Source organism: Aquibacillus rhizosphaerae, from assembly GCF_030282825.1.
Taxonomy (GTDB): Bacteria; Bacillota; Bacilli; order Bacillales; family Amphibacillaceae; genus Aquibacillus_C; species Aquibacillus_C rhizosphaerae.
In genome coordinates, this window is sequence record NZ_JASTZU010000036.1 from 1 (window position 1) to 14,622 (window position 14,622).

At 34.7% G+C, this 14,622-nt stretch carries 10 protein-coding genes, 1 tRNA gene, 1 pseudogene and 1 other annotated feature; of the genes and pseudogenes, 2 read left to right on the forward strand and 10 right to left on the reverse strand.

What is annotated here, in order from left to right; translation table 11 throughout:
- Window positions 1-150: 150 nt before the first annotated feature.
- Window positions 151-692: pseudogene (locus QQS35_RS10655) on the forward strand (transposase); the annotation flags it as partial.
- On the opposite strand, the gene proC reads toward QQS35_RS10655, so the two are convergent.
- The 8 genes from proC to guaB all read right to left on the reverse strand — a co-directional run bounded on the left by proC (window position 646) and on the right by guaB (window position 9,104).
- Window positions 646-1,470 carry a pyrroline-5-carboxylate reductase gene (proC, locus tag QQS35_RS10660; protein ID WP_285932066.1) on the reverse strand — a complete coding sequence of 275 codons (825 nt, stop codon included), beginning with the start codon at window positions 1,468-1,470 and terminating at the stop codon, window positions 646-648. The pseudogene QQS35_RS10655 and the gene proC overlap by 47 nt on opposite strands.
- 282 nt (window positions 1,471-1,752) lie before the next feature.
- A tRNA-Ser gene (locus QQS35_RS10665) sits at window positions 1,753-1,845 on the reverse strand.
- Between the two features lie 96 nt (window positions 1,846-1,941).
- A complete protein-coding gene (gene serS / locus QQS35_RS10670) occupies window positions 1,942-3,216 on the reverse strand; it encodes a serine--tRNA ligase (protein ID WP_285932067.1) in 1,275 nt (424 codons plus the stop codon).
- Window positions 3,217-3,276: 60 nt separating this feature from the next.
- Window positions 3,277-3,493, reverse strand: a binding site (T-box leader).
- 31 nt (window positions 3,494-3,524) lie between these two features.
- Window positions 3,525-4,115, reverse strand: a complete 591-nt coding sequence (pdxT, locus tag QQS35_RS10675; RefSeq protein ID WP_285932068.1) for a pyridoxal 5'-phosphate synthase glutaminase subunit PdxT — start codon at window positions 4,113-4,115, stop codon at window positions 3,525-3,527.
- Window positions 4,116-4,137: 22 nt separating this feature from the next.
- Entirely contained in the window at window positions 4,138-5,022 is an 885-nt protein-coding gene (gene pdxS / locus QQS35_RS10680; RefSeq protein ID WP_285932069.1) for a pyridoxal 5'-phosphate synthase lyase subunit PdxS, read from the reverse strand.
- A gap of 287 nt (window positions 5,023-5,309) precedes the next feature.
- Complete coding sequence (locus tag QQS35_RS10685; RefSeq protein WP_285932070.1) at window positions 5,310-6,647, reverse strand: serine hydrolase; 1,338 nt, start codon at window positions 6,645-6,647, stop codon at window positions 5,310-5,312.
- Window positions 6,648-6,805: 158 nt separating this feature from the next.
- Window positions 6,806-7,519 (reverse strand): uracil-DNA glycosylase, encoded by a 714-nt coding sequence (locus QQS35_RS10690; protein WP_285932071.1) that lies wholly within the window; start codon window positions 7,517-7,519, stop codon window positions 6,806-6,808.
- A 115-nt stretch (window positions 7,520-7,634) separates the two neighbouring features.
- Window positions 7,635-9,104: an IMP dehydrogenase gene (gene guaB / locus QQS35_RS10695; protein ID WP_285932072.1), complete on the reverse strand. Its 1,470-nt coding sequence runs from the start codon at window positions 9,102-9,104 to the stop codon at window positions 7,635-7,637.
- A gap of 397 nt (window positions 9,105-9,501) precedes the next feature.
- On the opposite strand from guaB, the gene QQS35_RS10700 reads away from it, so the two are divergent.
- Entirely contained in the window at window positions 9,502-10,464 is a 963-nt protein-coding gene (locus tag QQS35_RS10700; RefSeq protein WP_285932073.1) for a YaaC family protein, read from the forward strand.
- 113 nt (window positions 10,465-10,577) lie between these two features.
- Here the strand turns inward: QQS35_RS10700 and QQS35_RS10705 are convergent, their stop codons facing one another.
- Both QQS35_RS10705 and gyrA read right to left on the reverse strand, forming a co-directional pair.
- A complete protein-coding gene (locus QQS35_RS10705; RefSeq protein ID WP_285932074.1) occupies window positions 10,578-11,678 on the reverse strand; it encodes an HD-GYP domain-containing protein in 1,101 nt (366 codons plus the stop codon).
- A 232-nt stretch (window positions 11,679-11,910) separates the two neighbouring features.
- A complete protein-coding gene (gyrA, locus tag QQS35_RS10710; RefSeq protein WP_285932075.1) occupies window positions 11,911-14,487 on the reverse strand; it encodes a DNA gyrase subunit A in 2,577 nt (858 codons plus the stop codon).
- Window positions 14,488-14,622: the final 135 nt, after the last annotated feature.

Here is a 14,622-nt window from a genome sequence, read left to right on the forward strand (position 1 = left end):
TTTCCCCATGAAAAACACCTCCGATTTTAGTACTTGTCTTAAGTGTACCATTTCCGAAGGTGTTTTATATTGTCTCACTAATTTATGTTAGTCCACATCTCGTTATTGATTAGTACCACTCTTTTATTAATAAAATTCAAAAGAAATGTACAAAAAAAGGATATATTCACCTGTCCAAATGGAAGAAAATTGACGTTTAACTACACCTCCAACCGAACAGATAAATACGGATTTGCACGAACGTTTAAAGTTTACGAATGTGAAGACTGTTCCGGTTTCCCGTTACGCTCCCAAAGTACCAAAGCGAAGGAAGGGAATAATCGAAAAATTTATTATAACGAAAAATGGGAAGAACAAAAAGAATACAGTAGAAAGCAGCTTTTTCGAATAAAGAAACTGCTAAGATCTACGGTCAGCGTAAAATCGATGTGGAACCAGTCTTTGAATTTTTGAAGGCTAATTTGTGTTTCACTCGAATGTCTGTGAGATGGAAAGAGAAAGTAAATAATGAATTAGGATTCATGGTGGTGAACAGAACAACAGAATATGAAAATAATCCAGCGAAAAAAGGTTCCGACCATCAAAGAACAGATGATCGGAACCTTCTTTGTTATTTTTGGCTAGTTATGTCCCAGACTCGTTTTTTTATTTTTCTTGAAGTTTTTTGCCTAATTGATTTGACCTTTCAGTAGCAGCTTTTATACTTTCAACTATTACTCGCTGAAAATTACTTTGCTCAAGTATTTCTAGTCCCGCTTGTGTTGTACCACCTGGACTAGTTATTTTTTTTCTTAATTCTGCTGGGTGATTATCAGTAACTTTTAACATTTCCGCTACACCAACAAATGTCTGTGTGATTAATGCTTTCGCAGTCTCCTCACTTATTCCTGCTTCTTCAGCTGCAATTTCCATCGCCTCTACCATATAATAATAAAAGGCTGGTCCACTTCCTGCTAACGCTGTAATAGCATGCATATCGTCTTCATTTACAATCGTTGTCATACCAATTGCTTTGAGTAATGATTTCGCTTTACCTAACTGTTCTTTACTAGTAAATACACCAGGAGTAATAGCAGTAGCTGACTGACCAATCATGGCAGAAGTATTCGGCATTGCCCGAATGACAGCAATGTCTTTCCCTGTTTGTTTTGCAATGAAATCCGTGGAAATTCCGGCCAATACTGAAATAATTAACTGTTCTTCTTTTAAATATGGTTTGATATCATTAATGCCATTAACAATATCTGCTGGTTTCATCGTTAGTACGATAATTTCAGCGCCTTTCATTACTTGTTCTTTATCTTGTGAGATAGTTATCTTGTATTTATCCTGCAAATACTTTAAACGATTTTGATTAGACTTGTTCGTTACAACAATTTGTTCAGGTTTACAATAGTCTTTCTGAATCATCCCTGAAATTATTGCCTCTGCCATAGAACCTGCACCAATAAATGCTATTTTTTGAAACATAAAATTCTCCTATTCGACTGTTTATTTTATCATGTTAAAGTAAATCAAAAATTTTATATTTTTTCTAATGATTTGAATATATTTTTTAATAGTAATCACTTAAAAAATCCTGTGCGCATAAAAACCTATAGCTAATTTTCGACAGTTACTTCAATAATCCTTCTTTATTATCCATAAATAGCATATTTCATTTCAAAATATTAACTTAAGCAAAAAAACCGCCACACATAGTGTAACGGTTCTTTATATTTAATCTCCAATTTTATACTGCGCTTAAGTATATGGCGGAGGAGGAGGGATTCGAACCCCCGCGGGCCGTGAAGCCCCTGTCGGTTTTCAAGACCGATCCCTTCAGCCGGACTTGGGTACTCCTCCGTGACTGACGACAAAATTAATAATAACATTTACTTTTTATATTGTCAATATGGAATTAAAATTATCTTGCCTCTCAAAAAAAGAGGCAAGAATCAATTATTTAATCACTTGTTTATTACCCATATACGCACGTAAAACCTCTGGTATTATTACAGAACCATCTTCTTGTTGATAATTTTCAATTATGGCAGCTACTGTTCTACCAATTGCTAAGCCAGATCCATTTAATGTATGAACAAATTCAGGCTTTCCTTTATCTTCTCTTCTAAAACGAATACCGGCACGGCGGGCTTGGAAGTCTTCAAAGTTTGAACATGAAGAAATTTCCCGATACGTATCGTTACTTGGCATCCATACTTCAATGTCATACTTTTTAGCAGCTGTAAATCCAAGATCTCCGGTACACATACTCATAACTCTGTAAGGTAATTCAAGTAATTGAAGCACTTTTTCTGCATGCCCTGTAAGTTCTTCTAGTACTTGATAAGATTCTTCTGGTTTTACAAATTGAACTAATTCTACTTTATTAAATTGGTGTTGTCTAATAAGCCCTCGTGTATCTCTGCCAGCGGAACCCGCTTCAGAACGGAAAGAAGCACTAAAAGCAACAAATTTCTTCGGAAGGTCTGCTCCACTAAGGATGTCATCTCTATAATAATTTGTTACTGGAACTTCTGCTGTTGGAACTAAAAAGTAGTCCCAATCTTGAATTTTAAAGGCATCTTCTTCAAATTTAGGCAATTGACCTGTTCCAGTCATACTTGTTCGATTAACCATATATGGTGTTAACATTTCCACATAACCATGTTGATCTGCATGTAAATCCATCATAAAGCTCATCAATGCTCTTTCAAGTCTAGCACCTAGACCTTTATAGAATACAAATCGGCTACCTGTTACCTTTGATGCTCGTTCGAAATCAAGGATATCTAACTTAGTAGCAATGTCCCAATGTGCTTGTGATTCATAAGTAAATGATGGTAATTCTCCCCACTTTTTCACTTCTAAATTATCATCCTCTGAGTCACCGATAGGTGTGCTTTCATGAGGTATATTGGGAATTGATAAAAGTAGTGTCTCCAGTTGTTGTTCCACTTCTTTTAACTCTGTATCGATTGTTTTAACACGATCACCAACATCACGCATTTCAATAATTAGGTCATCTGCGTCTTTCTTTTCTTTTTTCAGTATAGAGATTTGCTTTGAAACCTCGTTTCTTTTTGCTTTTAATTCCTCTGTTTCTGCAATTAAATCTCTTCTTCTAACATCTAAATCTCCAAATTTATCTAAATCTGATAAATCTTCGCCCCGATTTTGCAACTTTGCTTTGACTTCATCAAAATTAGACCTAATTAATTTCATATCCAACATAACCTATTTCCTCCTTTTACAATTAGTCGACAACACAAAAAACTCCCATCCCTAACTAAAAGTAGGGACGAGAGTTTTTCCCGCGATACCACCCTGATTGAAGATAAATCTTCCGGCTCATTTACAGATAACGGCTTTGTAATAAAACCGAGTATGTTTACTGGATTCAACATACTTGCTCCAGGATGGATTCACAACATTCTCACACCGATTCTCACCGTCCATCGGCTCTCTTTAAGAGAGAATTATTGTTACTATTTCCTATCTACACATTTCATTATATTTTATATAGAATATCTAAAAACCACTTAAGATGCAAGTTCATTTTTAGATTCTTCTACCATTTTAACAAAAAACTTAGTTAAACGATGATCATTTGTTAGTTCTGGATGAAAGGAACTACATAAGTAATGCCCTTGTTTTGCAGCAACAATAGCGTCATTAACTTTCGCTAATACTTCTACAGTTTCCCCTACTTCTACTACATAGGGCGCACGGATAAAAACAGCTTCAAAGTTTTCAGCTATTCCTTTTACGTCTAAAGATGCCTCAAAGGACTCCTTTTGGCGTCCAAATGCATTTCTTGCTACTTTCATATCCATTAACCCCAAATGAGCATGATCTTGTCCAACTATACCATCTGCTAACAATATTAATCCTGCGCATGTTCCAAAAATAGGTTTACCTTTTTTACCAAAATTTATAAGTGCATCAAAGAAATCATATTTATCAATCAACCGACGCATGGTAGTACTTTCACCACCAGGAAGAATTAATCCATCAATATCATCAAGCTGTTCTTTTTTCTTTATAACAAGACCTTTAGCACCGGATGCCTCAATTGATCTGATATGTTCTCTTACAGCACCTTGAAGTCCTAATACCCCTATTTTAGTCATAATTGCTTATCTCTCCTTTATCTTACCATCCGCGATCTTGCATGCGTTGTTCAGGAGCAATTGTACTGATTTCAATTCCTTTCATTGCAGTACCGATACCCTTAGAAACTCTGGCAATTAATTCATAATCTTGATAATGAGTAGTAGCCTCTACAACAGCTTTAGCAAAACTAGCAGGATTATCTGATTTAAATATTCCAGATCCTACGAATACACCATCTGCTCCAAGTTGCATCATTAAGGCTGCATCAGCTGGAGTTGCTACACCACCTGCTGCAAAATTAACCACTGGTAAACGACCGTGTTTCTTAATATCTAGTAGTACTTCAAATGGTGCTCCGAGATTTTTTGCATAAGTCATAATTTCATCTTCAGACATGCCAATTAGTGTACGAACCTGAGCTTGAACTTCACGCATGTGTCGAACAGCTTCAACAATATTACCTGTACCTGGTTCACCTTTAGTACGTAACATGGAAGCACCTTCTCCAATACGACGGGCTGCTTCGCCTAAATCACGACACCCACATACAAAGGGAACCGTATAGTCACGCTTATTTAAGTGATATACTTCATCAGCAGGAGTTAATACTTCACTTTCGTCAAGATAATCAACACCCATTGCTTCCAATACACGAGCTTCAACGATATGACCTATACGTGCTTTAGCCATTACTGGAATAGAAACAGCATTCATTACTTCCTCAATAATTGTAGGATCTGCCATTCTTGCTACGCCACCAGCTGCACGAATATCAGATGGTACTCTTTCTAAAGCCATAACTGCAACAGCACCAGCATCCTCAGCGATTTTAGCTTGCTCGGCATTGACAACGTCCATAATTACGCCGCCTTTTTGCATTTCAGCCATTCCACGTTTTACCCGATCTGTACCTAAATTAGACATATTAAAAATCCTCCCATTTTGTACAATTAATACTATTTTTAAAATTAAAGAATAATTTTATGATTATGCAGTATTATTCAACATTGTATAACAATTATTAACAAAAGCGCAAGTGACTAGGTATTCACCTTAATCTTAAGACTTCAGAGGGACTAGGCGCTGGAGCTAGACTTCTACGAATTTTTATACTTTCTTAAATAACTATAATCTTTTGTGCTAAGCCAAACCTCCTTGTCTGAATGAATCTGACAAAGAGGCCTGTCTTTAAAAATATAGTTTAAAACAATTTAACTAAACCATCCTTTAACAGTATCTGCTATTGATGAAAAGATATTACTAAAGAAGTCTCCAATACCACCTAGTGTTAACATAAACCAGTTTTGCTTTTCAATTGCACTAGTCGTAATAATATCTACTGATTGGGCTTGTCCTTCACTTAAGATGGATCCATGATTCACCTCACCATTATAAGTAAGTTCCATTGTTCCAACTTTTTCTCCTTTTTCAATTGGAGCAGTTAATTGACCATCGTCATTTAATTTACCTTCATCAAAATTATATGTTACGGAATAACTTTCTTGTTCACCATTTTTGACGGTCGAGCTTAACACATCTTTAGACGCTATTTCTACAACTTCTTCTTTACCTTTTGCAACAGGAATAACAGATTCACCTTCTATTTGATAACCTGCTGGGTATAGCTCTTGACGTTCAAATTGTGAATACCCATACTCTAAAAGTTTTTTTGTTTGATGAAATCTTTCATCTCTGCTATCTGCATCCATTACAACACTGATAAGACGTCTACCATCTCTGATAGCTGTTCCTGTGAAACAATTTCCTGCATTCTCTGTGAATCCAGTTTTTAAACCATCAACGCCTTCAAAATAATACTGTGCGAAGTTATCATTATCCCATGGTAACATCCAATTCCAGTTTTCGTACGTTTGATCATCTAACTCAGAGGTTAACTGACTAGAATACTCTAGTACTTCTGGATAATCTTTAATTAAATGATAGGCCAACATTGCTGTTGACTTTGCTGACATAGCCGTTTCTGCATTTGGGTCTGTTCCATCAGGGAAATTATCACCTAAATCTTGATTATTTAATCCGGTTGAATTAACAAAATCATAAGCAGGTAATCCTAACTCTTCTGCTTTATCATTCATCATTTTAACAAATTCACTTTCAGATCCTGCTATAAGTTCTGCTAAAGCAATGGTTGTTGCATTGTCAGAGTTAATAGCCATAGCCTCATATAATTGTTTAACTGTATAATCTTTATCTTGAATTAGTCCTATACCAGAAAAACTTGCATCTGCAGAAATGCTATATGGATAATCACTAATCTGTGTTGTCGTATCCCAGTTAATATCTCCATTATTTATAGCTTCTAACACAAGATATTCCGTCATCATTTTCGTCATACTTGCTATTTCTTTCATTTCGTCAATATTTTTAGCATATAAAATCTCGCCAGTTTCGGCATCAACTAAAATGGCGGCCTCCGCGTCTACCTCTATCGAATCTGCACTTGCGTTAATAGGATTTATTGCAAACGTCGATAATGCAATCAGCAACACTGTAATGATTAAAAAAGATGCTTTTAATTTATGTCTCAACTTCCTCTACCTCCACCAATATTAGTATGCATCTAAGCTATTCTATCACACCTTCAATTAAAGGGAAATGACATTTAAAAAGGCTATATATTTCCATTACATTCTCTCAAAGATATCCTCTTAATAGTTTACCAAGTAATTTAGGTTTTACGTGTAAATTAACCAAGCCAATCTATAATATCCCATGTCTCTAAGAAACATTCAGATTTTAAAAAGTCATCTTTATATTTCTTGCTACACATCATAGGATGTCTACTTTCATAAAAAACACCTTGTTTTATGTGTTGCTTGTTTTGTTTAGCTTGATTACCCCATAAAAACCAAATAATATCTGGCCGTTTTATCGAAATATAGTTCAGAACCTGTTTAGAAAACTCCTGCCATATTCTAGAATGACTATTAGCTTTTCCTACCTGACAAGTAAACGATGTATTTAAGAATAGTACACCTTGTTGTTCTAAAGAATCAAACCACCTATTTGGTGGTAATATATTAAAATGATTCGTTGCTATATCTTTTTTTATGTCATTAAAGTTTTTTATTTGATCGTAATCACTTATACCATAAAAATTTTTATGAATTAAACGAATAATATTTTTAACAGAAACCTGTCTAAATGTCTGATCCCACTTGTTTAAACCACCAACCTCAAATGATCTGCCTGTTGCAACTCCCTTTGCTGGATAAACATCTTGTCCAAGCCAAATCACTTTTACTTTATTTAAATCTATAGATAAAAATCTTAAAATTTGTTGTGGATCAGTAGGATTATAGTCAGTACTTATTGTTCGTTCGATTTTATCTACATTGCTTATTATTTCTTCTGTTAAAAAAGAATTCCAAGAGGGATGAATATTGTTTGGTAAAATCATCAAAACTCCTTATTCTTACATAATGGAGGGACTGAATCATTAATAAAAAGATTCAGTCCCTTTTTTAAAAAGTCTTTAAATATTCAAGTCTTTCCTATCTAAAATCTTTAATCTTCTATAAAGAATAGTTAGGTGACTCTTTTGTAATTTGCACATCGTGTGGATGACTTTCTCTTAAACCTGCCCCAGTCATGCGTATAAACTTCGCCTCATTGCGCAATACCTCGATATTTTTTGCACCACAGTACCCCATGCCTGAACGTAATCCGCCCAATAGTTGATGAACCGTATCAGCCAATGGACCTTTATATGCAACTCTTCCTTCAATACCTTCTGGTACTAGTTTCTTAGATTCTTCTGTATCTTGGAAGTATCGATCTTTAGAACCTGATTTCATTGCAGAAACGGAACCCATTCCTCTATACACCTTATATCTTCTCCCCTGGAATATTTCTGTATCTCCAGGACTTTCTGATACTCCGGCAAAAAGGCTACCTAGCATTACAGCATGAGCTCCTGCTGCAATAGCCTTTGAAATATCTCCAGAATACTTAATACCACCATCTGCAATAACTGGAATACCGTATTTGGATGCTTCCGTAGCACAATCATTTACGGCTGTTATTTGTGGTACCCCTACGCCTGCAACAACACGAGTCGTGCAAATAGAACCTGGTCCAATGCCGACCTTGATTATATTAGCTCCCGCTTCAATTAATTCTCTCGTTGCTTCTGCAGTAGCCACATTACCAGCAATAATATCTATATCAGGATACTTGTCTCTCACACGTTTTACTTGTTCTAGAACACCTAATGAGTGTCCATGAGCAGTATCAAGTACTAGAATATCAACACCTGCTTCAACTAACTTATCTATTCGTGTCATAGCGTCAGCTGTTACACCTACTGCAGCACCAGCCAATAGTCTTCCTTGACTATCCTTAGCTGAATTAGGGAACTCAATAACCTTTTCAATATCTTTTATTGTTATTAACCCTTTTAAAACACCTTTTTCATCAAGAAGAGGTAGTTTTTCTATTTTATGTTTTTGTAGAATTTTTGCAGCTTCTTGTAGTGTCGTACCAACAGGTGCTGTAACTAAGTTTTCACTAGTCATTACATCTGATATTTGAATCGAATAATCTTCGATAAATCGGAGGTCTCTATTCGTTAAAATCCCAACTAATATTTGATCCTCAATATTATTCACAATTGGTACCCCTGAAATGCGAAATTTACCCATAAGATGTTCTGCATCAAACACTTGATGATCTGGTAATAAGAAAAAAGGATTGGTAATAACTCCACTTTCAGATCTTTTTACTCGATCAACATGTTCCGCTTGTTCTTCAATTGACATATTTTTGTGGATAATTCCTACTCCACCTTGGCGAGCCATAGATATTGCCATTTCAGCCTCAGTAACAGTATCCATTCCTGCACTTACAAAGGGAATATTTAGTTTAATTTTAGACGATAATTCAGTTTTTACAGAAACATCTCTAGGTAAAACATCTGATTTAGCAGGAACTAATAATACATCATCAAACGTAAGACCTTCCTTTGAGAATTTATCCTCTCTCATAAATGAGCCTCCTCTATTTCAAATGATAAATGAATAACTGGTTAAACTACAGAACAATTACGAAGCCTCAACATGTTAACCAAGTCTTAAACTCGGCAATCATAGGACATTATATTTTAAAACAGGATTATTTTAGGACTTAATGAATCAAACAAGTTAGATCATTGCATAACTCAAAATAGAACTAAAATACTTTGTTCACAAATACACGTATAAATTCTGATAAATAATTTAAAGATAAGACAACATAACTATTGTTATTTACAATACGATATCATCTAGGCTTTTTCAACCTTTTTATCTTTATAAAACACAGTAATTTAAAATTAAGATTGTCAGTTAATAAAAGCGGACTAATTTTGTGGATAATGAGTTAATTATAGAGAGGACTGTTCTTATGCTTGAAAAGGACATTTCAGATTTTTTCACTTACTTAAAATCGGTAAATACTTCTCAAAAATTTTTGGAGAAATGCTACCACAAAAATGATATAGCCAACGCTAGTAAAATGAGCTACGAAAATAGTTACCGTTTTCTTTATTATTTGGAACATGGCTTGCATTTTTATGATACTGGAAATAGTTCAAGTATGGTGGTGAAACCTATACTGTACTTTTATGGCATGGTTCATTTACTAAAAGCATGTCTATTAACAAGAAAACCTGATTATCCTGAGAACACAACGATGTTGGCTCATGGGGTCACCACTAGAAAAAGGAAAAAACAACAATATTCATTCTTACAAGACGAAGTCAAAATTCAATATAAAGGTTTATTTCCATATTTCTCACAACATTTATTTAACATAAAACATATTCCATTTGAAAAAATAAACATGGAAAAACTCTTAATATCCATACCTGAACTAAATAATTTATTTTATTTTCATAGGAATGAAAATGCCCAAATTAAAATAGGCGATTTACACTCAAAATTATTACACTTTCCTAATAATATATTAGATACTTACCATCTAACTGAAAATAAATTCATCGAAAAACTGTCCAAATTTTTACCGAATTTTGAAAAGACACAACTCCATGACTCTTCATTCACTTTAAAGCTATCTAGTGAGTTAATACCTAGTTCACAAGGTCCGATTTATTTTCACGGTGATCATCATGCATTTTATTTACCTACTAATCGTAACAACTTTATGACTAGTCATGAAGTGATGCATCATTACTTACTTCTATACAATCTAAGTATGATATGTAGATATGAAACAGAATGGTGGGGAGACTTACTTCATACTCTCCCTACGGAGGATTATCCTTTTATTAAGCATTTTTTATCTATCACAGCTAAAAAAACACCCTTTCTTTTAGGGGTATTTTTATTAAATGAAAAAGAGGGTTAACTTAGATTTATCTAAGTTAACCCTCAAATTAATTACACTAGACAAATGGTACGGGTACTTGTGGAAGTAAAGTACTCTTTAACGACACAAGAATCTACAAAACTTATCTACTGTCATTTTAAAATTTCTTCAATGTAAATACTTCGCCTATCCATAAGTGAAAATATCTCATTACTATTTTCTAGTCTTACCATTGGGCGAGTCATTTGCTTAGAATCAATGAACACAATCTCAGCCTTTTTCTGATTTGATAATAGAACCTTTGTACCAGTTGAAAAATTGGCTAAGCTATCTACAAATACTCTTAATACTTCATGATCAAATTTATCAAATTGATCTAACATCATTTCTTCTATCACTTTAAAAGGAGATTGTTTTTTTTGATAAACGCGTTCAGAAGTCATAGCATGATAGGAATCACTAACGGCCAGAATACATGCATACGGATGAATTTTGCTTTTATCAACTCCGAGTGGATAACCACTGCCATCTAAACGTTCATGGTGTTGTAGGATAGCTAATTTCACACCAACAGATAAAGAAGGTACTTTTTCCACAAATCGATAGGAATAGGTAGGATGTTTTTTTATCTCCTCATATTCAGGTAAACTTAACGTTTCGGATTTGTTAAATAAAGAAATACTTACTTTGGACATGCCACTATCAGCTAAAAAACCTGCCAGTCCCACTTGAACCCATTCTTTTTTAAAGCCTTTCTTTTTAGCCAAGAACCCAGATATAAGACCCATCGCTATACCATGGTGATAAAAATAGTCCTGTTTAGATGCATATTGGTGGAGTAAAAATAAGTCTAAACCTACTTCATCAATGCGTTCTAATAAAGGTACGATAATATCTCGCACTTGCCTCATATTTACTGCAGATCCACTTTGCCAATTTAGAAATAGTTGCTTATAGCGTTGAACTGCTTCTAAATATTGATCATCGAATGATAAAGCAATTTTATTTTTATTAGATGATTTGTCTTTTTTGTTTTCTTCTATTTCTTCTTTTGTTAATTCTCTAGGTACAAATGGTACGCCATTTGCGAGTCTAGGTGATACCTCAACATTCATAACAAGAAAATCTTGTAATACTTGTATATGTACTTCATCAAGCACTATATTTTTAGGAACAATTGGACGATTCGTTTTCCCCATTACATCAGTAACAATGCGACAACCAGGAACTAACTGTTTTGGATGTACCCACATCCGTACCCACCCCTGCTTTAACTATTGATAAACAACAAGTAACTTTATAAAAGTGCACGACATCCTCATCATAGGTCGAGCCTACTTATAGCACAAAGCGCATTAACTTTAGCTTTCATCTTACAAGCTCACAGAAACACGCGATTTGCAATCCTTTATCTTTTCAATAGAAGTCTTGACACCCATCTTGCTAATGAGTGTCAAGGGTTTTATCTATAGTCTACCTATATGATTAGTTTTCATCATCGTTTGGTTCATGATCTGAGTCTTCTTCTACTATGTTTTGTTCTTGGTTTGGATTCACTTCATCTAATCCATCCTCAGCAACAACATTTTCCGAATCAATCACTTCAATTTCTGACACTTCTTCTTCCTCAGCTTCTGTGTCAATTTTAGCAACTGTAGCAACTTTTTCTTCTTCTTGAAGACGAATGAGTCTAACCCCTTGTGTATTTCTACCAGTTACTGAAATACTTTCAACAGGCATTCGTATTAATACACCAGAAACGGTAATAATCATGATATCTTCTTCACCTGTAACTGCTTGAACCGTGACAACCTTTCCGGTTTTATCAGTTAAATTACTAGTGAATACACCTTTACCACCACGATTTGTTAGTCGGTATTCTTCTGCAGGTGTTCGTTTGCCATAACCATTTTCAGTAACATTTAATACTTGCAAACCGTCTTCAATGATTTCCATAGAAACTACAACATCGTCGCCTCTTAATGAAATACCTTTTACACCAGCTGCAGTTCTTCCCATTGAACGAATTTGGCTTTCTTCGAATCGGATTAATGAGCCATTTTGTGTACCTATCATGATATGTTTCGTACCATCCGTTAAACGAACAGATATTAACTCATCATCGTCTCTTAATCCAACAGCAATTAGGCCACCTTTTCGAATATTAGCAAACTGAGAAAGGGTTGTACGTTTAGAGATACCGTATTTCGTAGTGAAAAATAAGAACCAGTCATCTACAAATTCACTTACTGTTATTACTGCATTGATCCATTCATCTTTCTCAATCTCTAACATATTTATAATTGGAATACCTTTAGCTGTTCGACTGAATTCTGGTACTTCGTATCCTTTTGCTTTGTACACCTTTCCTTTATTGGAAAAGAATAGGACCGTATCATGAGTAGAGGTTGATACTAAATGTTCTACAAAGTCATCTTCATTTGTTCCCATACCTTGTACCCCTCGTCCTCCACGTCTTTGTGCTCGGTAAGTGGAAGAAGGAAGTCGTTTAACATACCCCTGATGTGTTAAGGTAATAACAATATTTTCTTCTGGAATTAGATCCTCATCTTCAAAGAAGTCTGTGCCACCGACAATAATTTCGGTACGACGCTTGTCATTAAACCGTTCTTTAATCTCTAATAACTCTTCACGAATGATTTCAAGAACTTTTTCTTCATCAGCTAAAATAGCTTTTAACTCATCAATCAGTTTAATTAACTCTTGATATTCTTGTTCAATCTTATCACGTTCAAGACCAGTTAAACGTTGTAAACGCATATCTAAAATAGCTTGCGCTTGTTTCTCGGATAATTCAAATTTTGTTATTAAACCTTCTCTAGCAATATCAGCAGTATTTGATTGTCTAATTAAGGCAATAATCTCATCAATATGATCTAATGCAATACGTAGTCCCTCTAAAATATGGGCTCTTGCCTCTGCTTTTCTAAGTTCAAATGCAGTACGACGTTTGATAACTATTTTTTGGTGATCTAAATAATGAGTTAGACATTCTTTTAAATTCAGCACTTTTGGTTGTCCGTCTACAAGTGCCAACATATTAATACCAAAAGAAGTTTGTAGAGATGTTTGCTTATATAAATTATTTAATACAACATTTGCATTTGCATCACGTCTAAGTTCAATAACAATCCGCATGCCATTTCTATCAGATTCATCTCGTAAATCTGTGATTCCTTCAATCTTTTTATCACGAGCGAGATCCGCAATTTTTTCAATCAATTTTGCCTTATTTACCTGATAAGGTAACTCATGTACAAGAATTGTTGATTTTCCATTCGCCTGTTCTTCTATTTCAACTTTTGACCGGATAGTAATGGAGCCTTTACCTGTTTCAAAAGCTTTTCGAATACCACTTCTACCGAGTATTTGACCTGCAGTAGGAAAATCTGGACCAAAGATATATTCTTCCATCAATTCTTCAATTGTAATATCTGGGTTTTTACTTACTGCTAAAACGGCATCAATCGTTTCACCTAATTGGTGTGGTGGAACATTTGTTGCCATCCCAACAGCAATACCTGAAGCACCATTAACTAATAGATTAGGAAAACGAGACGGAAGTACTTTCGGTTCTCTTTCCGATCCATCATAATTATCTTGATAGTCGATGGTATCTCTATTAATGTCTCTTAATAATTCCATCGATATTTTTGACATACGTGCTTCTGTATAACGCATGGCAGCAGCAGGGTCACCATCTACAGAACCAAAGTTACCATGGCCATCGACAAGCATGTATCGGAAGCTAAAATCTTGTGCCATTCTTACCATTGCTTCATAAACAGCAGAGTCACCATGTGGGTGATACTTACCTATAACATCTCCAACAATACGAGCTGACTTCTTATATGCTTTATCTGAATGCATACCAAGGTCATTCATTGCATAAAGTATTCTACGATGTACAGGCTTAAGTCCATCCCTTACATCAGGTAATGCACGAGAAACAATAACACTCATTGCATAATCTAAAAAAGAAGTTCGCATTTCTTGACCAATATTAATTTCTTGTACATGTGGACGTGGATTATCCACCATAAGATTACCTCCTATCAAAATGAGGAAGAGAGACCAAATGATATGATAAATCAATCCATTTAGTCTCTTCTAAATATTTTAATGACGTTAATTTAATAGTTTTATACTTCTAATTGAGTCAATTTCATAATTACC

Excerpts from the sequence above, each read along its gene's own strand:
- pdxS (WP_285932069.1), bottom strand. The coding sequence starts at position 5,022 with ATGTCTAATTTAGGTACAGATCGGGTAAAACGTGGAATGGCTGAAATG.
- guaB (WP_285932072.1), bottom strand. The coding sequence starts at position 9,104 with ATGAGAGAGGATAAATTCTCAAAGGAAGGTCTTACGTTTGATGATGTA.
- pdxT (WP_285932068.1), bottom strand. The coding sequence starts at position 4,115 with ATGACTAAAATAGGGGTATTAGGACTTCAAGGTGCTGTAAGAGAACAT.
- serS (WP_285932067.1), bottom strand. The coding sequence starts at position 3,216 with ATGTTGGATATGAAATTAATTAGGTCTAATTTTGATGAAGTCAAAGCA.
- QQS35_RS10705 (WP_285932074.1), bottom strand. The coding sequence starts at position 11,678 with ATGTGGGTACATCCAAAACAGTTAGTTCCTGGTTGTCGCATTGTTACT.
- proC (WP_285932066.1), bottom strand. The coding sequence starts at position 1,470 with ATGTTTCAAAAAATAGCATTTATTGGTGCAGGTTCTATGGCAGAGGCA.
- QQS35_RS10690 (WP_285932071.1), bottom strand. The coding sequence starts at position 7,519 with ATGATTTTACCAAACAATATTCATCCCTCTTGGAATTCTTTTTTAACA.
- QQS35_RS10700 (WP_285932073.1), top strand. The coding sequence starts at position 9,502 with ATGCTTGAAAAGGACATTTCAGATTTTTTCACTTACTTAAAATCGGTA.
- gyrA (WP_285932075.1), bottom strand. The coding sequence starts at position 14,487 with ATGGTGGATAATCCACGTCCACATGTACAAGAAATTAATATTGGTCAA.